General features: G+C 72.6%; 19 protein-coding genes. 6 read left to right on the forward strand and 13 right to left on the reverse strand.

The window, feature by feature from the left end; genetic code table 11:
* Positions 1-62 precede the first annotated feature (62 nt).
* The 3 genes from ACFQ3T_RS01765 to ACFQ3T_RS01775 all read right to left on the reverse strand — a co-directional run bounded on the left by ACFQ3T_RS01765 (position 63) and on the right by ACFQ3T_RS01775 (position 4,677).
* On the reverse strand, positions 63-1,796 hold the full coding sequence (locus tag ACFQ3T_RS01765; RefSeq protein ID WP_447009994.1) for a VanW family protein: 1,734 nt from the start codon (positions 1,794-1,796) through the stop codon (positions 63-65).
* Positions 1,797-2,511: 715 nt separating this feature from the next.
* The gene (locus ACFQ3T_RS01770; protein WP_380719034.1) at positions 2,512-2,805 is read right to left on the reverse strand and encodes a GroES family chaperonin; all 294 of its coding nucleotides are present in this window, start codon (positions 2,803-2,805) and stop codon (positions 2,512-2,514) included.
* Positions 2,806-2,841: 36 nt separating this feature from the next.
* The gene (locus ACFQ3T_RS01775) at positions 2,842-4,677 is read right to left on the reverse strand and encodes an NHL domain-containing thioredoxin family protein (protein ID WP_380718970.1); all 1,836 of its coding nucleotides are present in this window, start codon (positions 4,675-4,677) and stop codon (positions 2,842-2,844) included.
* Between the two features lie 123 nt (positions 4,678-4,800).
* Between ACFQ3T_RS01775 and ACFQ3T_RS01780 the strand changes: the two genes are divergently transcribed.
* The 3 genes from ACFQ3T_RS01780 to ACFQ3T_RS01790 are packed head-to-tail and all read left to right on the forward strand — an operon-like array spanning position 4,801 to position 5,618.
* Positions 4,801-5,052, forward strand: a complete 252-nt coding sequence (locus ACFQ3T_RS01780) for a type II toxin-antitoxin system Phd/YefM family antitoxin (RefSeq protein WP_380718972.1) — start codon at positions 4,801-4,803, stop codon at positions 5,050-5,052.
* Between the two features lie 3 nt (positions 5,053-5,055).
* On the forward strand, positions 5,056-5,322 hold the full coding sequence (locus ACFQ3T_RS01785) for a type II toxin-antitoxin system RelE family toxin (protein ID WP_380718974.1): 267 nt from the start codon (positions 5,056-5,058) through the stop codon (positions 5,320-5,322).
* Positions 5,319-5,618 carry a hypothetical protein gene (locus ACFQ3T_RS01790; RefSeq protein ID WP_380718976.1) on the forward strand — a complete coding sequence of 100 codons (300 nt, stop codon included), beginning with the start codon at positions 5,319-5,321 and terminating at the stop codon, positions 5,616-5,618. The genes ACFQ3T_RS01785 and ACFQ3T_RS01790 overlap by 4 nt, the downstream gene beginning before the upstream one ends.
* Here ACFQ3T_RS01790 and ACFQ3T_RS01795 read toward each other — a convergent pair.
* Positions 5,575-5,952 carry an NTP pyrophosphohydrolase gene (locus tag ACFQ3T_RS01795; protein ID WP_380718978.1) on the reverse strand — a complete coding sequence of 126 codons (378 nt, stop codon included), beginning with the start codon at positions 5,950-5,952 and terminating at the stop codon, positions 5,575-5,577. The genes ACFQ3T_RS01790 and ACFQ3T_RS01795 overlap by 44 nt on opposite strands.
* Before the next feature lie 830 nt (positions 5,953-6,782).
* On the reverse strand, positions 6,783-7,976 hold the full coding sequence (locus tag ACFQ3T_RS01800) for an AAA family ATPase (RefSeq protein ID WP_380718980.1): 1,194 nt from the start codon (positions 7,974-7,976) through the stop codon (positions 6,783-6,785).
* 123 nt (positions 7,977-8,099) lie between these two features.
* Here ACFQ3T_RS01800 and ACFQ3T_RS01805 point away from each other — a divergent pair, with 123 nt between their 5' ends.
* Complete coding sequence (locus tag ACFQ3T_RS01805) at positions 8,100-8,723, forward strand: SIMPL domain-containing protein (RefSeq protein WP_380718982.1); 624 nt, start codon at positions 8,100-8,102, stop codon at positions 8,721-8,723.
* 59 nt (positions 8,724-8,782) lie between these two features.
* Here ACFQ3T_RS01805 and ACFQ3T_RS01810 read toward each other — a convergent pair whose 3' ends face one another.
* Entirely contained in the window at positions 8,783-9,913 is a 1,131-nt protein-coding gene (locus ACFQ3T_RS01810; protein WP_380718984.1) for an OmpA family protein, read from the reverse strand.
* Positions 9,914-9,978: 65 nt separating this feature from the next.
* Positions 9,979-11,247 carry an acetyl-CoA C-acetyltransferase gene (locus ACFQ3T_RS01815; protein WP_380718986.1) on the reverse strand — a complete coding sequence of 423 codons (1,269 nt, stop codon included), beginning with the start codon at positions 11,245-11,247 and terminating at the stop codon, positions 9,979-9,981.
* A gap of 87 nt (positions 11,248-11,334) precedes the next feature.
* On the opposite strand from ACFQ3T_RS01815, the gene ACFQ3T_RS01820 reads away from it, so the two are divergent.
* Positions 11,335-12,756 carry a 3-oxoacyl-ACP reductase gene (locus ACFQ3T_RS01820; protein WP_380718988.1) on the forward strand — a complete coding sequence of 474 codons (1,422 nt, stop codon included), beginning with the start codon at positions 11,335-11,337 and terminating at the stop codon, positions 12,754-12,756.
* On the forward strand, positions 12,756-13,574 hold the full coding sequence (locus ACFQ3T_RS01825) for a MaoC family dehydratase (protein WP_380718990.1): 819 nt from the start codon (positions 12,756-12,758) through the stop codon (positions 13,572-13,574). The genes ACFQ3T_RS01820 and ACFQ3T_RS01825 overlap by 1 nt, the downstream gene beginning before the upstream one ends.
* Here ACFQ3T_RS01825 and ACFQ3T_RS01830 read toward each other — a convergent pair.
* From ACFQ3T_RS01830 to ACFQ3T_RS01855, 6 genes are all read right to left on the reverse strand, one after another.
* Entirely contained in the window at positions 13,564-14,499 is a 936-nt protein-coding gene (locus tag ACFQ3T_RS01830) for a LysR family transcriptional regulator (RefSeq protein WP_380718993.1), read from the reverse strand. The two genes, ACFQ3T_RS01825 and ACFQ3T_RS01830, sit on opposite strands and share 11 nt — an antisense overlap.
* Before the next feature lie 174 nt (positions 14,500-14,673).
* Positions 14,674-15,156 carry a PIN domain-containing protein gene (locus ACFQ3T_RS01835; RefSeq protein ID WP_380718995.1) on the reverse strand — a complete coding sequence of 161 codons (483 nt, stop codon included), beginning with the start codon at positions 15,154-15,156 and terminating at the stop codon, positions 14,674-14,676.
* Between the two features lie 38 nt (positions 15,157-15,194).
* A complete protein-coding gene (locus tag ACFQ3T_RS01840; RefSeq protein ID WP_380718997.1) occupies positions 15,195-15,758 on the reverse strand; it encodes a CGNR zinc finger domain-containing protein in 564 nt (187 codons plus the stop codon).
* Positions 15,759-15,796: 38 nt separating this feature from the next.
* A complete protein-coding gene (locus ACFQ3T_RS01845; protein ID WP_380718999.1) occupies positions 15,797-17,083 on the reverse strand; it encodes an MFS transporter in 1,287 nt (428 codons plus the stop codon).
* Between the two features lie 199 nt (positions 17,084-17,282).
* Complete coding sequence (locus ACFQ3T_RS01850; protein ID WP_380719001.1) at positions 17,283-19,568, reverse strand: AMP-binding protein; 2,286 nt, start codon at positions 19,566-19,568, stop codon at positions 17,283-17,285.
* Positions 19,569-19,591: 23 nt separating this feature from the next.
* Complete coding sequence (locus ACFQ3T_RS01855; RefSeq protein WP_380719003.1) at positions 19,592-21,553, reverse strand: FAD/NAD(P)-binding protein; 1,962 nt, start codon at positions 21,551-21,553, stop codon at positions 19,592-19,594.
* Position 21,554: the final 1 nt, after the last annotated feature.

Here is a 21,554-nt window from a genome sequence, read left to right on the forward strand (position 1 = left end):
CACGATCGGGTGATACCCGGTCGTGGCCACCGCGAACCCCCGGCCGCGCGGGCCGGACCTGCTCAGCCGCCCGGCGGCTTCTCGCAGATGATCTTGTACTGCGGGTCGTACCGGACGGTCCGGCTCTCCTGCCGCGACTGGCCCGTGCGGCGGTCCGTGATGGTGCGGGTGTCCGTCACCGAGAAGCCCGGCGCGCCGGGGCTCTCCTTGCAGTCGGGGCTGTTGACCTTCTTCTCCTGCGGCTGGGTGTGGTTGAACTCAGCGCTGGTCGAGCCGGTCACGTCGTAGTTCTTGGTGCCCCACAGCACGATCTTGATCGAGGACGGGGTCCAGATCGTCTGGATCGCCACCCCGGTCTCGTCCGGGTTGGTGAACTTGATGTCGATCAGGCTGTTGCCGGCGCCGTCCATGAACACGGTGGCCTCGCGCCCCTTCGGGTACCGCGAGATCCAGTAGCTGTGCTCCTTGTGCCCGGCGTCCTTCATGCCCGCGTGGTACGCCGCGTTGTACAGCGTCGTGGCGAACTGCGAGATGCCGCCGCCGACCGCCTTGCCGGGGATGCCGTCCTCGATGATGCCCGCCTCGACGTAGCCCTGGGCGGTGCCGCGGGGGCCGGTGTGGGCGTTGAGGCTGAACGTCTCGCCCGGCTTCACGATCGCGCCGTTGACCTTCTCGGCCACCACGCGGATGTTCGTGCCGGACGCGGGCACGAAGCCACCGGTCTGGAACTCGCCGATGACCTCCTTGATGCCCATCTTGTTCGCCTGCTCGGTGGTCACCTTCGCGGGCGTGTGCTTGTACTCGGCCTTGATCGCGCGGTCGTTGTCGCGCTTCAGCACGTCGAGCACGGTGGTCAGGGACTTGTCCCAGTCGATGCCGCGGCCGTCGACGGACTCCTTCACGACCGGCCGGCCGCCCTCGAACACGATCTGGGCGTCCTTGCCCTCCTTCTCCGTGTCCTTCAGCTGCGGACCGGCGTGCTCGACGAGCTTCGCGTTGTCGACCTTCGCGGTCAGGCTGCCGTCGTCGGCGGGCTCGAACACCAGCACGGTGGCCAGCTGCTCGGGCGTGAGCGTCGCGTCCTTGCCCTCGCCCTGCACGATCAGCGGCGCGGCGGTGGCGGGCTTGGCGACCTCGTCCAGCGCCTTCTGCACGCTCTCCTTGGTCGTCTTGACCGGGGTGGTGGCGACCGGCAGCTCGACCGTGCCGCCGTCCGCCCAGTCCGCGAGCACCTTCTCCGACGCGGCGGCCACGTCGAGCTTCTGGCCCTGCCTCGGGTCGACGGCGATCGGCGTGGCGCCCTCGAAGCGGATGGCGCCCTCGGCCGGCTCGTGGTCGGTCTGGGCGCGCAGGCCCTCCAGCGCGGCGGACAGCTTGGCCGTGTCGGTGCGCGTGGCGAAACCGACCTCGCGGGACGTGAAGAACGACGTCACGCGGGTGATCGGGGACAGCGGCTGGCTGCCCGCGCGGTCCAGCGTGGCGGCCCAGTCCAGCTCCAGGCCGGCCGCCTTCGGGTCGATCTCGGTCTCGACGTCGCCGGCGCGCGCCTTCACCGGCGCCGCCAGGCGGGGGCCGATCTCGTCGCGGAGCTTCTGCTCTGCCTCGGCGTGGCTCAGGCCGCCGACGGCCACGCCCGCGACCGTCACGCCGCGGGGCACGTCGCCGCCGGAGATGAGGATGTCCAGGCCGTAGAGGACGACCAGCACGCCGAACACGGCGGCGGCGATCAGACCGCCCTTGCGCAAGCGCTTGCGGCGAGCGTCGGCCTCGTCGGCCTCGGTGGTGTTGTCGACCATCACCGGGCCGTAGACGGTGGCGTCGGGCTCCGGCGGGGTCACCGGCGCGGCGAACACCGTGGTGGCCTCCGCCGGGGACGGCCGGTCGAAGCCGCCGGGCGGGGTGGTGATCGCCCTGGTCGCGTCGATGCCGCGCGGCGGGGTGCCCGGCTGCGGGATGCCCTGCGGCGGGGTGCCCGGCTGGGGGACGCCCCGCGGCGGGGTGCCGGGCTGGGGGACGTGCTGCGTGGGCTGCTGGGACGCGTCCTGCGGGAGGTGCTGCGTGGCGTCCTGCTGGACGTACTGCGTCGCGTCCTGCCGCGCGTCGGGCCGGACGTACTGGGTGGCGTCCGACTGGGCGTTCTGCGGCGCGTTCCCGGTGGCGTTCTGCTGACCGTTCGCGGGCGGGTTCTGCTGACCGTTCCGCGGCGGGTCCTGGGACCCGTTCGACGGGTGCGGGACGTTCCGGACGGTCGCCGCCTCGGGCTCGCCGTCCGGCTCCTCCTGGGGCCACGCCGCCTCGTTGAGCGAACTCGCCGGGATCTTCGTCGTGCGCTCAGAGGCGGTGCCCGACGGGCGGACCGGCTCCATGGCCGTGGTCCGCTCAGCGTCGTACTCCGGTCGCTGGTTCTCCGGCACCGCTCCCCCTCTTGCCTCTCGCAAGGTCCTGGGACTGCTTACCCGACCGCGTCACGATTACCCGGCCGTCGTCACGCGTCGATCACGGTCGGGCGGATCACAGGTAAAGGCCGGTCCCGTGGTCCGTCTGCTCGGTCGCGGTGGCGTGCACGTCCCGTTCCCGCATCACCAGGTAGGTCTGCCCGTGCACTTCGACCTCGAACTGGTCCTCCGGGTTGAACAGCACGCGGTCACCGACCTTGACGTGCCGCACGTTCGTGCCCACGCCCAGCACGTCGCCCCAGGCCAGGCGCTTCGCCATCTGGGCCGTCGCCGGGATCACGATGCCACCGCTGCTGCGACGTTCGCCGTCCTCCGGCGAGATCCGCACCATCACGCGGTCGTGGAGCATCTGGATCTGGAGCTTGACATCGGGCACCAGCAGAGTCTAGATGCCCTCGTCGAGACCACCCATCATCAGGGGTAGCCGGTGTGGACCGCCGGCCACCACGCGGATCGGGACGCCCCAGTCCTGTCGCGCCAGCTTGCACACCGGGTGCTCGACGGCCGGGTCGTCCGTGCAGCTGGCGGCCTGCGCGACGACGTGGAGCACGCCCTCCGCGATGCCGTCGGCGACGCGCAGCACGCGCACCAGGTCCGTGCCCACGCCCGCGCCCTCGACCAGCAGTTCCGGCGGCGAGCTGGTGACCTCCAGCCGGGTCGACGGCCCGAACCGGTCGTCCAGCTTCTGGCCGGTCGGCGGGGTGAAGACGACGGCCAGCTCCACCTCTCCGGGCGCGATCACCGACGGCGGGCGGCGCACCTGGTGGGCGTCGCCGCTGACCAGGCGCGCGCCGGGCGCGACGGGGCGTTCCAGCCGGTGCGCGGCGGAGGCGACGACGACCAGCTCGCCGTCCACGAGGACCGCGTCGGACGGCTCGGCGACGTCGGTGACCAGCGTGGACACCTCGCCGGTCGCCGGGTCGTAGCGGCGGATGGCGCCGTTGTAGGTGTCGGCGACGGCGACCTGGCCGTCCGGCAGGACGGTCACGCCCAGCGGGTGCTGGAACAACGCCTGGTCGGCCGGCCCGTCGCGGTGGCCGAAGTCGAACAGGCCCTTGCCGACGGCGGTGTGGACGGTGCGGTCGGCGTCCAGCCACCGCAGGGCGGACGTCTCGCTGTCGACCAGCCAGAGCCGGTCGCCGTCGGCGGCGAGGCCGGACGTCTGGGCGAAGAACGCCTGGTCGGCCGGGCCGTCGTGCAGGCCCTCGACGGTGGTGCCGGCGAGGCGCTCGAGGCGGCGTTCGACGGGCTTGAACAGGCCGAGCGTGTGGTTGCCGGCGAGCGCGATGGCGACGCCGCCCACGGGTTCCCACCAGGTGACGTCCCACGGGCTGGTGAGGTGGATCTCGTCGGCCGGGCCGTCCGTGGCGCCGTCGCGCCACTGCTCGCCCGTGCCCGCGATCGTGGTGACCTCGCCGGTGTCCAGGCGCAGGCCGCGCAGGAGGTGGTTGACGGTGTCCGCGACGACGACGTCGTAGCCGACCCGCGCGGCGACGTCCTCGGGGAGGAGCGCGAGGCCCGCGGGTTCGGAGAAGGTGGGTTCGAGGCCGTCGCGGCGGCCGCGCTCGCCGGTGCCGATGCGGCGGATGACGGTCTCGCCGTCGGTCTCCAGCTCGACCAGGCCGTGGTGCGCCGAGTCGCTGACCAGGAGGGTGTTGTCCCTGGTCAGGATGGCCTTGGCGGGGAAACGGAGTTCGGTGGCCGGTGGCGGCGGGGCGACGTACGGGCCGTCGCCGCGGTGGAGGGTGCCCTTGGCGTCGTGCTCGGTGACGAGCTCGGAGACGACCTGGCGCAGCGCGTCGAGGTGGCCCTCGCCGGCGGCGACGTGCACCACGTACCCCTCGGGGTCGACCAGGACGAGCGTCGGCCACGCCTTGACCGCGTAGTTCTGCCACGTCGTCAGCTCGGGGTCGTCCAGCACGGGGTGCTCCACCTCGTACCGCTCCACGGCCGCCGCGAGCGCCGCCGACTCCGCCTCGTGGACGAACTTGGGCGAGTGGACGCCGATCGTGACGAGGACGTCGGCGAACTCGGCTTCGAGGGGGCGCAGCTCGTCCAGGACGTGGAGGCAGTTGATGCAGCAGAAGGACCAGAAATCGAGCAGGACGATCTTGCCGCGCAAGTCGGCCAGCTTGAGTTCGCGGTCGCCCGTGTTGAGCCACCCGCGGCCCACCAGCTCGGGGGCGCGGACGCGGGCACGGCGGCGTTGTGCGGTCGTCACGCCGGGAGTCAACACGACTCGCACACCGACGTATTTCGGTGTCCACGATGTGGGCAAAAGAGAGCGGCCGCCGCGTCGATTCGACGACTTCCCCCGCGCTTCCCCATTTTGTACTATCTGGGGATGAGTGAGATGCCGATCAGCGTGGCGAGAGACCAGCTCGGCGACCTCGTCTCCAGGGTCGAGCACGCCCACGAACGCGCCGTCCTGACCAGGCACGGTCGCCCGGTCGCCGCCGTCGTCTCGATGGAAGACCTCCGACGGCTCGAAGCGGCGGAGGACGAAGCCGACCTCGCCGCCGCGCGGGAGGCACTCGCCTCCGCCGAGCCGCGGGTTCCGCACCACGACGTGCTCGCCGAGTTCGGTGACGCCTGACCCGTGGCGTATGAGATCGAGTGGACCGCTGCCGCCCTGCGGGAGCTTCGCAAGCTGGACAAGCAGACCGGGCGCAGGATCGTCCTGGCAGTGACGACCTTGGGAGCCGATCCCCGCCCTCCGGGATGTCGTGCGCTCGCCGGCCGGCCCGCGGGCGTGATGCGCATCCGGGTCGGCGACCACCGGGTGATCTACCAGGTCGAGGACACCAAGGTCTTGGTGACGATCGTGAGAGTGGCGCATCGACGCGAGGTGTACCGGAAGTCGTGAGGCCGGCCGCGGACCGGTTCCTGCGAGGCGGGACCTCAGCGCGGAAGGCGGGCGAGGACGACCACTGGGGCGTCACACAGCTCAACCGGCAGGTGTTCATCGGAGCGCTGAACGAGGTGCGCGTCGTGCGCGACGAGGTCATGCACTTCAGCCCCGACCCGCTGGAGCCGGAGCGGTTGACCTGCTTGGACAACTTCGTGAGGTGGCTCCGCGAGCTGGAGCCCGACGCCTGGCCCGGATGGGCGTCCGCGGTCAGGGGCGGCGGATTGTCCTCGGGCCCAGGACGGTGGCGTTGAGGGCTGTCACGCGGGCGCGGAGGGCTCGGTCGGCGGTGATCACGGTGCACGGGCGGTCGGTGGATTCGGTTCTCACGACTTCCACGATGGTGTCGTCGCCGTCGCCCGGGGCCGGCACGACGCGGACGCCGGGGATCGACTCGACGTGACGGGCCTTGCCCTCCACGACGAGGACGACGTCGAGGGGGCCGGGGAGGGTGGGGAGGCCTTGCTCGGCGACGGTGGCGAGGTCGTCGCGGAGGCGGGCGGCGGCGCCGGCGCGGTCGCGCCACCAGCCGTCCGGCACGGAGCCGACGACGTTGGCCGCGTCCACGACCAGGAGCGGGGGCGTCATCGGGTCATGCTCTCAGCAAACGTTCACGAAACTGTCGTACCCCGATGGCACGATGGAGTGGTCCATTGGGGGACGACGAACACGCAGGGGGATGCAGTGATGATCAGGCGCGCCCGCAGACGGGACGACACCTGGAACGGCTCGGCCACGGCGGGTTAGCCGGGCACGGGGCCGGACATGGGAAACCCCGCGGTGCTGCCAGGTCGGGGGTCCGACAGCATCGCGGGGTCACCTGACACATCGATACCCGATCGTGGACTGTTACACCCTCTATCGGGTGTGACAGAGATCACGTTTCGACATGTGACGAAGCCCTGCCGCGCGGGAGGTGCGGCAGGGCTTCATCGTCCCCCTTCGCCAGTGCGCGGACGACGGGGCGCGCACCCGGTGTCGATCGGGTGGTCGTCACGCGCGCCGGGAGGTCCACCCTCAGCGGAGGGAGGTCACCTGGGCCTGTGCGATCGCCATGAGCTCGTGACGCATGGCCGGGGTGGGCGCCATGTCGATCGCTCGGGCGACAGCCTTGCGGTTGCGAGCCTCGACACGACGAGCGCGGAGCTTCGCAGTGAAGTTCATCGGGGGTTCATCCCTCTCAAAGGTCTCTCTCGGTGGTGTGCCTCAAGTATGCACCCTCCAGAGCAGGAAATCACCCGATTATCCGGTGAGGTGTCGCACATACCGGCGAATCATCGGCCGTAACGCCTCCGCTCCCGACGATTCGCCTGGCGTACACCTCGCTGACCGGACGGCGACCCGACAACTCTCTAACGTGCGCGCTAGATCGCCCGATGCGACCGAAGCCAACGGGTAACCGCAGGTCGGGACGACGATCAGTCCTCGCGGCCGAGCAGGAACCGCCCGAAGTGCGGCACGGTGAACGCGATCTGCCCGCGCTCCGCCGAGTACACGAGCCCCTTCTTGATCAGGCTGTCCCGCGCGGGCGACAACGACGACGGCTTGCGCCCCAGGTGGTCGGCCACCTGCGCGGTGTTCACGCCCGCGTCCTTGCCGTCGGTCAGCTCCGCCATCGCCCGCAGGTACTCCCGCTCGGCCGGCGTCGCCCGCTCGTAGCGCGACCCGAAGAACCCGACCGCGAGCTCGGCGTCCGCCTCCGGGGCGGCCACCGCCACGTCCACCGCGGTGATCGGGTCGGCGGGCGCCGCGTCCCACGCCGCCTTGCCGTAGGCCTGGATGAAGTACGGGTAGCCGCCCGACGCGTCGAACAGCGCGTCCAGCGCCTCCGGCTCGATGCCCGCCTCCTCGCGGTCGACCGGCGCGAGCACCGCCCGGTCCGCGTCCTCCCGCGACAGCCGGTCGATCCGCACGTACCGGAACAGCCGCTCCGAGTAGGACTTCGACGCCGACAGCACGGCGGGCAGGTGCGGCAGCCCCGCGCCGACGACGACCAGCGGCGCGCCGGACTGCGACAGCTCGTGGCAGGCCGCGCACAACGCCGAGATGTCGTCCGCCCGCACGTCCTGCATCTCGTCGATCAGCAGCGCCACGCCGGCGCCCACGTCCTGCGCCAGCTCGGCGACCTCGGTGAACAGCTCCACCAGGTCGATCTCGATGTCGCCGGAGTCGGCCCGGCCGACCGCCGCCGGCACGTCGATGCCCGGCTGCCACCGGTCGCGCAGCTTCGCGTCCTCCGGGTTGGACCGCAGCGCGAACGCCTTGAGCACCCCCAGCACGGCCTCCACCCGGTCCGGCGCGCGGTGCCGCACGGCCAGGTCGCGGATCGCCCGGTGCAGCGCCGCGGACAACGGCCGGCGCAACCCCGCCTCGGGCCGCGCCTCGATCTTCCCGGCGCCCCAGCCGCGCTTGAGCGCCATCGACCGCAGCTCGCCCAGCAGCACGGTCTTGCCGACGCCGCGCAGCCCGGTGAGCACGAGGCTGCGTTCCGGCCGGCCGCGCGCGACCCGCTCGAGCACCACCTCGAACGCGCCCAGCTCCTTGTCGCGTCCCGCCAGCTCTGGCGGCCGTTGGCCCGCGCCGGGGGCGAACGGGTTGCGCACCGGGTCCATCCTCGGACGGTATCGAGGTGTCTAGGGCCGATCCAATACTTCGACCGTGTCGCGCGGTATCGGTCAATCTAGTGATCGAGCTATATAGAACTATGGAACGGCATGGCGGGTAGCGTCGGCGGCATGGCTGAGGTGGTGACGAAGGGCGTCGGCAAGGTCGAGCGGACCGCCGACCGCGCCGAGGTGCACGTGAGCTTCGAGACGACGGGCTCGACGCGCAACGAGGCGGTGGACGCGCTGACCGCGCGGGTCGCCGGGGTGGAGCCCGCGTTCCGGCGACCGGGGGTCGAGGTGCGGTCGCGCCGGCTCGACGTCCACGACAACTGGAACGGCAAGCGCCGCTCCGGCAGCCGGGCCGCGCAGAACTACGTGGTGCGGGTCGACGACCTGACCGGGCTGGACGACCTGCTCGGCGCGCTCGTCGTCGCCGAGCCGACCTGGCTGAACGGACCGACCTGGCAGCTCAAGGACGACGTCGACGCGGTGCGCGAGGCGCAGCGCGCGGCCGTGCAGGACGCGCGGCGGCGGGCGGAGGGGTACGTCGAAGCGCTCGGCGCGCGCCTCGGCCCGCTCCAGCGGCTGACCGACGGCGACGCGGAGGTGTGGGCGGCCGAGTCGGCGCGGATGGGGATGGCCGCGTTCGGCGGCGCGCCCGGCGTGCCGCCGGGGATGGACCAGCTCAACCTCGAAGCGCAGAACATCGTGGTCACGGTCCGCTGCACGGCGTCGTGGACCCTGCTGGACTGATCGCCGGCCACCACGCCCCGCCGCCGGGCGGCTCACGTCACCGGGCGGCGGGCGGGCGGTCAGCTGCTGGAGCGCGGCGAGGCCAGCTCGATCACGACCGAGCGGTTGCGCGCGGCGGCGTCGGGGATCAGCTCGCCGTACGCGTCGAGGTCGACGGCCAGCGGTGACGAGAATCCCGCCCCGACGACCTCGGTGATCGCCGACCGGCTCACGCCGAGGTCCACCAGCTCGGCCACCACCCGCTGGCTGCGCCGCTGGGTCAGGTCGGCCGCGGCCTCGGCGGACGCCGAGCTGGCCGTGCGGCTGATCACCCGCGCGGTGGTGCGGCCGTCGAACTTCTCCGCCACCCCCTGTAGCACCTCGCGCGCGCCCGGCACCAGCTGGTCGCTGCCCGCCTTGAACAGCAGGGAGCTGGGGATGTGCACCAGCGCGTCCTGCTGCACCACGTCGCCGATGTCCACCGTCGGCACCTCGGCGCGGCCGATCGACGCGCCGCCCGGCACGGGCTCGGTGTCGTGCGTGCAGCTCTTCGCACCGAACTTCGCGCAGATCCCGAGCCACAGGTCGACCAACGCGGCCTGCGCGCCCGGCGGCAGGGGGCGTTGCGCGCCGGCCACCTGGCCGAGGCCGGAGAAGATCACGTCCTTGCCGGTCAGCTCCGGCACCGCGTCGTCGGGCACGGACGCGACCACGGAGGCCAGGTCGAAGTCCAGGCCGAGCCGGGTCAGGTCCAGCGGCTCGGTCGTCTGCAACCCGCTGCTGTGCAGCACGAGCACCTCCGGACCGGGGCTGGTCGCCATGTCCGCGAGCACCGACAGCGGGTCCAGCTCCGGGGTCGTGCCGCCCAGCTGGGTCAGCTCGCCGGCCAGCCGGTTGAGGTTCTGCTCGAAGCCCAGCTCGCGCAGCGCGTCGTCGTCCTCGATGTCGTTGCCGTCGCGGACCGTGAAGTCCTCATCGGAGTGCGCGGCGCCGGACGCCTGGCCCTGCCGGTAGACGACGACCCTGGTCACGCCCTGGTCGACGGCGGCGGACAGCCGGTCGACGACGGTCCTGGTCAGCGCGACGCGGGGCTCGTTGGACGACGCGGTGACACCGATGCGGACGGTGGTCGCTTCGCGGGACGTCTCCCCGCAAGCAGCGCAGGACGCCGCCACAAGCACGACTGCGGCGAAGAGCCGTGAGTGGTTCATGCATTGGAAACGGAACGAGAACGCGTTGTGTTACCCCTAACACCCGTTCGGCCTAGTGCACGGAACTACTTTTCCACGATCGCCGTAACGCCCTGACCACCCGCAGCGCAGATCGAGATGAGCCCGCGACCGCTGCCCCGCTCGGCCAGGAGCTTGGCCAACGTCGCCACGATCCGCCCGCCGGTGGCGGCGAACGGGTGGCCGGCGGCCAGCGACGAGCCGTTGACGTTCAGCTTCGAGCGGTCGATCGGGCCGAGCGGGCCGTCCAGGCCGAGCCTGCCCTTGCAGAAGTCGGCGTCCTCCCACGCCTTCAACGTCGCCAGCACCTGCGACGCGAACGCCTCGTGGATCTCGTAGAAGTCGAAGTCCTGCAACGCCAACCCGGCCCGCGCGAGCATCCGCGGCACGGCGTAGGCGGGCGCCATGAGCAGTCCCTCGCCGCCGTGCACGTAGTCGACCGCGGCCGTCTCGCTGAACGTCAGGTAGGCCAGCACGGGCAGGTTCCGCGCGGCGGCCCACTCCTCCGACGCCAGCAGCACGGCCGACGCGCCGTCCGTGAGCGGCGTGGAGTTGCCCGCCGTCATCGTCGCGCCCTCGCCCCGGCCGAACACCGGCTTCAGCCGGGCCAGCTTCTCGACCGACGAGTCGGGCCGCAGGTTCTGGTCGCGGGTCAGGCCGAGGAACGGCGTGACCAGGTCGTCGAAGAACCCGCGCCCGTACGCGGCGGCGAGGTTGCGGTGGCTCGCGACGGCCAGCTCGTCCTGCTCCTCGCGCCCGATGCCCCACTCGCGGGCGGTGATCGCCGCGTGCTCGCCCATGGACAGGCCGGTGCGCGGCTCGCCGTTGCGCGGCACGTCCGGCACGACGTGCTTCGGGCGCAGCTTCAGCGCCGCCTTGAGCTTCGCGCCCGCGCCGCGGGCCCGGTTGAGCTCCAGCAGCACGCCGCGCAGGTCCTCGTTGACGCCGATCGGGGCGTCGCTGGTGGTGTCTACGCCGCCCGCGATGCCGACCTCGATCTGGCCGAGCGCGATCTTGTTGGCGACCGCGATCACGGCTTGGAGGCCCGTGCCGCACGCCTGCTGGAGGTCGTGCGCGGGCGTGTCGGCGGACAGCCTGCTGCCCAGGACGGCCTCGCGCACCAGGTTGAAGTCGCGGCTGTGCTTGAGGACCGCGCCCGCGACGACCTCGCCGAGCCGTTCGCCCTGGAGCCCGAACCGGCTGACCAGGCCGTCGAGGGTGGCGGTGAGCATGTCCTGGTTGGACGCGGTGGCGTAGGGGCCGTTCGAGCGGGCGAACGGGATGCGGTTGCCGCCGAGGATCGCTACTCGCGCCATGTCGTCCTCCGGAGTGGTGGGGCTTGCGCTGCCAATGTTACCTACTGACCAGTAGACTTACTAGTAAGTAGGGAGTGTGATGTGGGCATGGATCGCTACCAGTCGTTCGCCAGGTCCGGGTTCGGGCGGTTCGTCGTGGGCAAGCTGGGGCTGCCCGAGCCGTACCCGCTGCGCCGCCACTCACCCACCCAGCCTCCACTGGACGGACCGGTGCTGCTCGGTGGCGGCGGGCGGCTCGTGGGTCCGGTGGGCGCGGCGGTGAAGGCTCTCGGGCTGGACGTGGTGTCGGGCGCGGGAGCCGGGTCGGTCGGGGGTGACGGGTCGGCGGCCCAGGCGGGGTCGGCGGACCGGGGCGCATCGGCGGCGCGGGGCGGGTCGGCGGGCGCGGGCGGGTCGGCGGGCGCGGGCGGGCGTTATGGCGCCTTGGTGTTCGACGCGTCCGGCATCGACTCGGTCGAGCGGTTGCGGGAGCTGTACGAGTTCTTCCAGCCGGTGATCCGGTCCCTCGCGCCGTGCGGACGGGTCGTCGTGCTCGGCACGCCGCCCGAGCAGGCGGAGTCGCGGATCGCGCAGCGCGCGCTGGAAGGGTTCACCCGCAGCGTCGGCAAGGAACTGAAGCGGGGCGGCACGGCGCAGCTGGTGCACGTCGCGCCCGGCGCCGAGGACGCGATCGACTCGACGCTGCGGTTCCTCCTGTCGGGACGGTCGGCGTACGTGTCCGGCCAGGTGATCCGGATCGGCCCGGCCGACGTGGAGGCGCCCGCCGACCCGGACCGGCCGCTCGCCGGGAAGGTCGCGCTGGTCACCGGCGCGTCGCGGGGCATCGGCGCGGCGATCGCCGACGTGCTGGCCCGCGACGGCGCGCACGTCGTCTGCCTGGACGTGCCCGCGCAGGGCGAGGAGCTGTCCGCGGTGGCGAACCGGGTCGGCGGGTCGGCGGTGCAGCTCGACATCACCGCGCCGGACGCGCCCGCGCGGATCGTCGAGCACGTCGAGCAGCGGCACGGCGGCGTGGACGTCGTGGTGCACAACGCGGGCATCACCCGCGACCGCACGCTCGGCCGGATGGACGCGGCCCGGTGGGACGCCGTCGTCGCGGTCAACCTGGCCTCCGTCGAACGGGTCACCGAGGCGTTGTTCGCCGCCGACGCGGTGCGCGCGAACGGGCGGGTCGTCGGCGTGTCGTCCATCGCGGGCATCGCCGGGAACGTCGGCCAGACGAACTACGCCACCACCAAGGCGGGCGTGATCGGCCTGGTCGACTCGCTGTCCGGCCGGGTCGCGGGGCGGGCCACGGTGAACGCGGTCGCGCCGGGGTTCATCGAGACGCGGATGACGGCGGCGGTGCCGCTGCTCATCCGCGAGGCCGGGCGGCGGATGAACAGCCTGTCGCAGGGCGGGCTGCCGGTGGACGTCGCCGAGACCATCGCGTGGTTCGCGCACCCGGCGTCGTCCGGCGTGAACGGCAACGTCGTCCGGGTGTGCGGGCAGAGCCTGCTGGGGGCGTGATGGCGAACCTGACCCTCCTGTACGCGAAGGCGGCGCTGACCGGGTTCACCCGGCGCGGCACCGCGCTGCCGGAGTCCACTGTGGACGTCCACGTCACCGTCGACCCGGCGCACTTGGCCCGCTACAACAAGGTCTGCGGGTTCGGCGTGCGCGACGAGCTGCCGATCACCTACCCCCACGTGCTCGGGTTCGAGTCCCAGGTCCGGCTGATGACCGGCCCCGGCTTCCCGTTCCCGCTGCCCGGCCTGGTGCACGTCGCCAACCGCATCCGGCAGCACCGGCCGATCGCGGTGTCCGAGCCGCTGTCGCTGCACGTGGCGCTCGCGGACCTGCGGCCGCACGAACGCGGGCGGCAGTTCGACGTGGTGACCACGGCGTCGGTGGACGGCGAGGAGGTGTGGGTCGACGTGTCGACATATCTTCGCCGGAGCGGCGGTACGTCGGCGGCGCCGGCCGCGCACGCGAGCCCGCCCGCGCACGTGGGCCCGCCCACCCCCACGGCGTCGTGGCGGCTGCCCGACGACCTCGGGCGGCGGTACGCGGACGTGTCCGGCGACCGGAACCCGATCCACCTGCGCGCGCTCGCCGCGAAGGCGTTCGGCTTCCCCCGTGCCATCGCGCACGGGATGTGGTCGAAGGCGCGGTGCCTGGCGGCCTTCGAGGGTCGGCTGCCCGACGCGTACGAGGTCGACGTGCGGTTCAAGGCTCCTGTCCTGCTGCCTGGCGAGGTGGACTTCTCGTCGTCGGGAACGGGCGACGGGTGGCGGTTCGCGCTCTGGTCCGACCGACCGCACCTGGAGGGCGTGATCACGCGCTGAGCGAGCCGACCTCCGCGCACGCCGGCGAGCACGCCCAGCCCGCCGCGACCCGGTCCAGCACCGCTTCGAACGCGCTCAGCATGGCCGGGTCGCACTGCTCCTCGTCCCACGCCACGTAGCTGGCGACCGTGACGGCGGGCGCCCACGGCAGCTGGACCAGCGCGCCCGTGTCCAGCAGCCCGGTGACGGTGACGCGCGGCAGCAGCGCCACGCCGTGGCCGGACAGGGCCGCGATCTTGACTCCCTCGATCGTGCCGAACTCCAGCGGCGGCACCACGCGCGGGCCCACGGCCGTCAGCTCGGTGCGCAGGATCGTGTCGTAGACGCACGCCGACTGCACGATCAGCGTCGGCGCCGACCTCAGGTCCTCGGTGGTCACGGCGGCGCGGCGGGCCAGCGCGTGGTCCGGCGTCGCGACCAGCACCAGCTCCTCGGTCGCCAGCCGCCGCGTCGCGGGACCGGTCGGGCCGGGGTCGATGGAGTGGGTGAGCGCGACGTCGATGTCGCCGCGGCCCAGCGCCGCCACCATCGCCTCCGGCCCCTCGTGGAAGGTGTGCAGCGACAGGCGCACCTTCGGGTGCGCCGCGTGGAACAGGCGCACGACGTCGGGCAGGCGGTAGGTGGTGATCGACTCGCTGGCGCCGATGGTGAGCGTGCCGCCGAGGACGGCCTCCGGCGCCACCGCCGAGCGCGCCTCCTCGGTGAGCCGGAGCAGCCTGGTCGCGTACGGCAGGAACCGCTCGCCGCTGGCCGTCAGCCGAACACCGTCCCGCCTCCGTTCGAACAGGCGCGCCCGGACGACCGACTCCAGGCCCTTGATCTGCGTGGTGACCGCCGATTGCGAGTAGCCCAGTGCCGCGGCGGCCCGCGTGATGCTCCGGGTCTGCGCCACCGCGCGAAAAGCGGCTAACTGCCTGACGTCCACAGCTATTCCTCCCCCAGGAACTGCTCTCGTTCAGCGGCCACCGTCAGAATGGCATTCTATTATTCTTTCCTCGAAAGTCCCTCATTACTACAAAGGGACCGGGGCGACCGCGCGGGACTACAGCGCGGTGATTCTTCACGCCCTGACAGATCATATCCACCCCACTACTTTGCGTCATAGACCGTTCGGGTGGTCTCGATTCGTAAAACGAAAGTTGTGCGGAACTCTGCGTAATACCGAGCGCATCTCATGTTTCATGTGCGATCCCGGCGCTTCGGCAAGCCGCGGTGCGGGCGGCGGCAGCCCGTGGGCCAGCGCCGCGGCGTTCAGCCGCCGGTCGTGGCTGAAGAACGCGGTGATGACGGGGCGCAGGCTCAACGCGGTGGCGAGGTGGACCGCACGCCGGGTGTCCAGGCCGTCGTCCGCCACGAGGTCCACGAGGTCGAGAATCAGTGCGGACACCCGTATTTCCAGAAACCTCGGGTCTTCCAGCAACCGGTCCACCCGCCGCCGCGTGCCGCGGCCGGCCGCCTCCACGCGGGTCAACGAGCTGAACGCGGCCAATTCACCGGACCGCGCGGGCGGAAAGGCGGACAGCGCCGCGCCGCCGCGCCCCGAGGCGAGGCGCAGCAGCGCGGTGGTGTGCAGGTAGATCACGGCGGCACCGCTTTCATCACGATCGGCACGGACGCGGTTCAGTCGTGCGCACGACTGCGGTGCGCGGCCACCCGCATCCGGTTCCCGCAGGTGGCGGCGGAGCACCAGCGCCGCCTCCCGGCCCGGGAGGTGTCCACGAAGAAGCTGCCGCAGACCTCGGCCTCGCACTGGTGCAGCCGGTCGCGCTGCGGGCCCGTGACCAGGTCGACCAGGTCGCGGGCCACGAGGCCGAGCACTTGCGCGGTCGTCGGCCGGACCGGTTCCGCGCGCAGGTCGGTCCGGCCGTCGGGGAGGTCCTCGGCGCGCAGGCGGACGGCGGGCGGCGGGTGCGCGGCCCACCGGTTGACCGACTCGACGTCCGCAGGCCGGGCGCGCGTCCCGTCGACGACGACCTCCAGGAGCCGGTACGCCGTCTCGCGCAGCGCCCGGAACTCCCGGAGGTCGACCTCGTCGGGGTCGGCGCAGTGCGACATGCCGCGCGCGGCCAGCCACGCGGCCAGGGTCGCCGGGCTCGTCAGGTCGTCGCGGGGTGCGCCGCCGAGGCGGCTGCGCACCGTCGCGACGAGGTCGAGTCCCAGCCGGCTCGCGGTCGGCGGTGTCACGCGCGTCCTCCTCGAAGCCGGCGTCCCGGCGGACCGGGTCAGCGGACCGGCTGCTCGCGGGGCATCAACAAGGCCGAGGCTACCGCCGGCACCGCGCCGACCAGCACCATCACCACCGGCCACGACGACGCCGCGAGCACCAGCGGGATAAGCAGCGGCGTGACGAACGCGCCGCCGAAGACCATGGTGTTCTCCAGTCCCAGCGCCGTGCCGGAACGCTCGGCGCCCGCCATCGTGGCGATCTCCGCGTAGTGCACGCCGTGCCAGCCGCAGGCCAGGAACCCGGCCGCGACGAACAGGCCGACCACCAGCCAGCCGGGCGCGACCTCGTGCAGCGCCACGCCGACGAAGGCCGCGGCGATCAGCCAGCTGTAGACGCGGACCAGCGTGCGCCGGTACCGGCCGCCGCGCTGGTCGGTCCACCGGCCGCTCCACACGCGGGACGCGCCGCCGAGCACCTGCACGACGACGAGCGCCACCACGACGCCCTCGATCGGCAGCCCCATGACGGAGGTGAGGAACACCGAGCCGAACGTCAGCACGGTGAACTGCGGCAGGTCCAGCAGGAACGCCACGATCGCGACGCGCCAGATGTCCCAGCGCACCAACGGGTTCGGCAACGTCGTCGCGGCCACGCCGTCGGACGCCTTGGTGCGGGCCAGCGGCGGCTCGTCCAGCCACGCGATCACGGCGATCGTCGCGGCCGCCATGAACAGCGTCAGGAACAGGAACACCCAGCGGAAACCGGCGCCGACGGCGAGCGTCGGCATGATCGCCGCGCCCAGCGCGCCACCGGCCGGCACCGCGGCCACCCGCAGGCTGATCGCGAAACCCCGCTTGTCCGGCGGGAACCAGCCCATGACCGCGCGGCCCGACGCGCCGTTGACGCAGCCGCCGAGCGCCCCGGACAGGAACAGCACGACGGCCAGGGCCCAGGCGGCGGGCGCCACGTCCGCGCTCGGCACCAGGAACGCGGTGACGTACGCGAGGGTCAGCGTCGTGCCGGAGAGGCCGACGATCAGCACCTTCCGCTCGCCGATGCGGTCGGACAGGATGCCCCAGAACACGTCGGTGATGAAGATGCCCGCGGTCACGGCGGCGAGCACCAGGCCGAGCTCGGACAGCGAGTAGCCGTAGGCGGCCTGGAGGATGGACCCCGAGGTCGGGATGCCCTGGAACGTGGCGCTGAACGCGGCCTGGGCGAAGATGCCGATCCCGAGGATGCCCCACCGGTAGCGGGGCGAGTGCGGCTTTCCGGTCCGGCCGATCACGACCTCGGTCGTGGGCGGTGGCGCGAGCGCCGGCCGGTCCTGGGTCTGGGACATCGCTTCTCCTGGTCTTCGTGCGGAACCGACAGCTCCGGCGGGCGCATGTAACGGGTTGAACCCGTTACATGATGGCGTTGAAGGGGACAGCTCGGCAAGGGGGATCACGGCCGTGGGGTGTGGGGCCCCACGGCCGTGAGGGGGGAGGGGGATCTCCCCACGGACGGGAGGCCCGTGGGGAAATCGCGGTGCGCGGGGGTCAGCCGGCAGAGACGGAGTCCGCCGACACCGAGGCGGACTGCGCGCCCTCGACCGGGTCGTCGATGATGCGGCGGGTGCCCTTCTCCCGGATCACCAGCGCGAAGCAGCCGGTCGGGCTGGAGACCTGGTGGATGCTCTCCGGCTTCTCGACGAACAGCGTGCCCGCCGGGTAGCGGTCGCCGTTGTCGTTGTGCAGCTCGCCCTCCAGGATCAGCAGCACCTCGAAGCCCAGGTGCTCGTGCAGGTCGCCGTGCGAGCCGGGCTTGAAGTGCGCGATGTACGCCTCCGCGCCGGCCGGACCCGTCTCCGCCTGGGTGTACAGCCACTCGACGTCCACCGCGTTGCGGCCCGGCTGCACGTACTCCTCCCACGCGATCTGCCCGTTGTGCAGGCCGCCGTCGAACAGGGAGTGGTAGACCTTGATGTCGCGCATGTCCTTGCTCCTCAGGGAATTGTCGGATTCGGTGCGGGTGTCGGCAGTGGTCTGGACGGGGATGTCGGCGGTCGTCACGACGGAGGTCTCGGTGGTCGTCACGACCGGGGTCCCGGTGGTCGTCACGACCGGGGTTTCGGCGGCGCGGCCGATGCCGGGGGCGCTGCCCGCGGGCAGGTCGTCGGCCAGGTACTCGACCTCGGCGAACTCCACGCCGGCGGCCCGTTCGACGTCACGGGCGCGCAGCTCGGCGCGGCGGATCTTCCCCGAGGTGGTCTTCGGCAGGACGGCGAACTCGAGGCGGCGCACCCACTGGTGCGGCGCGAGGTTCGCCCGGGCGTGGTCGAGGATGCGGCGGGCCGTGTCGGCCGACGGCGTCTCGCCCGCCACCAGCGCCACGTACGCCTTGGGCACCACGAGGCCCACCGGGTCGGGCGCGGGCACCACGGCGGCCTCGGCCACCGCCTCGTGCTCCAGCAGCACGCTCTCCAGCTCGAACGGCGAGATGCGGTGGTCGAACGACTTGAACACGTCGTCCGTGCGCCCGACGTAGTGCAGGTAGCCGTCCTCGTCACGGCGCCCGATGTCGCCGGTGTGGTAGTAGCCGCCCGCGAACGTCCGCGCGTTCTTCTCGTCGTCGCCGACGTAACCGGGCATCACGCCCACCGGCCGGTCCGGCGACAGCGCCACGCAGATCTCGCCCTCGTCGCCCACCGCGCCGGTGTTCGGGTCGACCAGCACGATCTCGTAGCCCGGCAGCGGCTTGCCCATCGAGCCGGGGCGCACCGGCAGGGTCGGGGTGTTGCCGATCTGCGCCGTCGTCTCGGTCTGGCCGTAGCCGTCCCGGACGGTCACGCCCCACGCGTCGCGGACCCGCTCCACCACCTCGGGGTTCAGCGGCTCGCCGACGCTGCCCGCCTCCCGCAGCCGGACCGGCCAGCGGCGCAGGTCGTGCTGGATGAGCATCCGCCACGCGGTCGGCGGCGCGCAGAACGTGGTGACGCGGTGGCGCACCATGTGGTCGAGCAGTTCCTCGGTCGTGTCCGCGGTGACGCTCAACAACGTCGCCTCGGCGTTGAAGGGCACGAAGAAGCTGCTCCACGCGTGCTTGGCCCAGCCCGGCGCCGAGACGTTCAGGTGCACGTCGCCCGGCCGCACGCCGTTCCAGTACATGCCGGACAGGTGCCCGACCGGGTAGCTGACGTGGGTGTGGGGCACCAGCTTCGGCCTCGACGTGGTGCCGGACGTGAAGTAGAGGAACAGCGGGTCCTCGGCGCGGGTCGGGCCGTCCGGCACGAAGTCGGCGGACGCCGAGCGCAGGTCGTCGTAGTCCAGCCAGCCGGCGACCGGGCCGCCGACGCTGATCCGCGTGACGTGGTCGGGCAGGCCGGCGAACCGGGGCGTCAGCTCGGCGGTGGTGATGACGTGCCGCACGGCGGCGCGTTCCACCCGGTCGGCCAGGTCGGCCGCGGACACCGTGGTGAAGGTCGGGACGACGACCGCCCCGAGCTTCATCGCGGCCAGCAGCGCCTCCCAGACGGCGACCTGGTTGTCGAGCACGACGAGCAGCACGTCGCCGCGGGCCACGCCGGCGGCGCGCAGGCCGTTGGCGAGCCGGCTCGACCGCTCGGACAGCTCGGCGTAGCTGAGCCGCTCCTCGGCCTGGCCGCGGATCGCGTGCAGCGCGGTGCGGTCGTTGCCGCGGGCGACGGCGTCGAACCAGTCGAGCGCCCAGTTGAACTCGTCGAAGTGGGGCCAGGTGAACTTGGCGCAGGCCTCGTCGTGGTCGTCGTGCAGGCTGAGCAGGAGGTCGCGGGCGGCGCGGAAGCGCTCGGTCGGCGAGGTGGGCACGGCGATGTCCTTCCTGGTGGGGGTCAGCCGGCGACCGGCGACGGCGTCCGGGTGGAACGCGCGGTGAGGACGACGGGTTGGAGGGCGCGCCGGGCGCGCAGGATGTCGGCGGCCACCGCGTCCGCGTCGGCGTGGAAACCGGTCAGCGGACCGGGCCTGCCGTTCCCGATCTGGGTGAACCAGCGGGTGTTCTCGGTCGGGATGCCCAGCGCGAAGAGGTTCGGGTCGGGGCGGCCGAGGGCGTCGACGACGTGGAACGGCGCGCGGGTGACGGCGATGCCGCCCGCGGCGAACCGCTGCCCGGTGACCGGGTCGGTGTTGACGTGCTCGCTGACCAGGCCGTCCGCGAGGAGCCTGCCGTACAGCTCGTCGGTGTTGGCGCTGAGCCGGGGCCGCGGAATGCGGGCGTCGACCAGGGTGGTGACCTCGCGGCGCGAGCCGCGCACCTGGTTCGAGCGCAGGACGAACGTGCCGGAGTCCGGGTCGGTCGTGACCTCCGTGCCGGGACCGACGACGGTGAGCACGCCGGCGCGGATGAGCGCGCACGCCTGCGCCACGCGGGACGCGGGCGGACCGGCCGAGACCATGGTGTTGATCGGGTTGAACCAGGACAGGAAGTCGTCCCGGTGCGAGCCGGGGCGCAGCCCGGCGAACTCGACGGCCTGGCGGACGCTGCCGCGGATGTCGCGCAGGATGTCCAGCGCCGCCTTCAGCGGGTTGTCGACGTTGCCCTGCCGGGCGTGCGCGATGTCCCGTCCGAGCAGGTCCAGCAGGTGGTCGTGGAAGTGACCGGGGTCGGTGAACTCCAGGCCGCTGAACGGCCGCGCCAGCCGCGGCAGGTCCACCGGCTCCACGTCGTCCACGCCGAACTCGGCGAGCAGCCGCCGCACGGGCGGGGCGTCGTGCGGCTGCCGCAGCTCCTGGTGGCGTGCGGCGAAGAGCCCGGCCGCCTCGTCGCCGTGCCTGCGGCGCACGTGGGTCGTGTAGTAGACGTGCTCGACCTCCAGGCGCAGCAGGGGCAGGACGTCGCGCTGGAAGTCGAGCTGCGCGGAGCCGTCCGCCCGCTGCGCGGCGCGCCGGGCCTCCGTGATGGCGTCGACGGTCGCGATCACCGGCCGGTAGCGGTAGGTGGGCGCCTTCTGGTTGCGGCCGCGGGCGAGCATCACCAGCCCGCTGCGCGAACCGGCGACCAGCCGCGGTTCCCGGCCGCTGGGCAGGTAGACCGTCTCGCCGTCCTCCTCGGCGAACCGCCCGCCGCGGCCGAGGGTCAGCTCGGCCACCACGTCGAAGAACGTCAGCCCGAGACCGATGACGCCCACCTGCTCACCGGGTTCCACCAGCGACAACGGCATGTCGGCCGCCGAGTCGCCGCGCAGGTAGCGCAGCGGCGGGCGGGTCCGGGCGAACGTGAGCAGCGCGGCTTCCTCGTCGTCCGGCGCGTTGCGGGGGTGGCCGGTGGTGAGCACGACCTTGTCGACCGCGATCCGGCGCCCGCCCGAGCCGACGACCACCGTGCGGCCGTCCCGGCGGTCCAGGTTGACCGCCGCCTCGGCCACGTGGTGGACCAGCACGCCCGGCGGCGCGTGCTCGACCATGCTCTCGTAAGCCATGCGGAGGTACTGGCCGTAGGCGGCGCGGGGGCCGTAGTCGTCCGGGCCGATCGCCGCCCACTTCGGGTCGGGGTGGACGGCGAGCCACTCGGCGAACGACGGACCGTGGCCGGCCCGGGTGGGACCGCCGTCGGGGCCCGACGAGAACGCGCTCACCTCGCCCGCGGCGGTGTTCATCAGCAGCCACTCGCTCTGGGAAGTCCGCCAGATCCGACCGGCTCCGGCTTCACCGGGCTCGAACACCCAAATCCGCACCTCGTCCGCCGGAGTGTTCCCGGCCAGCCGTAAGAGCAGCCTTTCCAGCACGGAAAGCCCGCGCGGACCGGCGCCCACGATCGCCACGTCCGGATACGCGCGCAGCGCAGCGTCAGACACG

It is taken from the genome of Saccharothrix hoggarensis, from assembly GCF_042678885.1.
Classification (GTDB): Bacteria; Actinomycetota; Actinomycetes; order Mycobacteriales; family Pseudonocardiaceae; genus Actinosynnema; species Actinosynnema hoggarensis.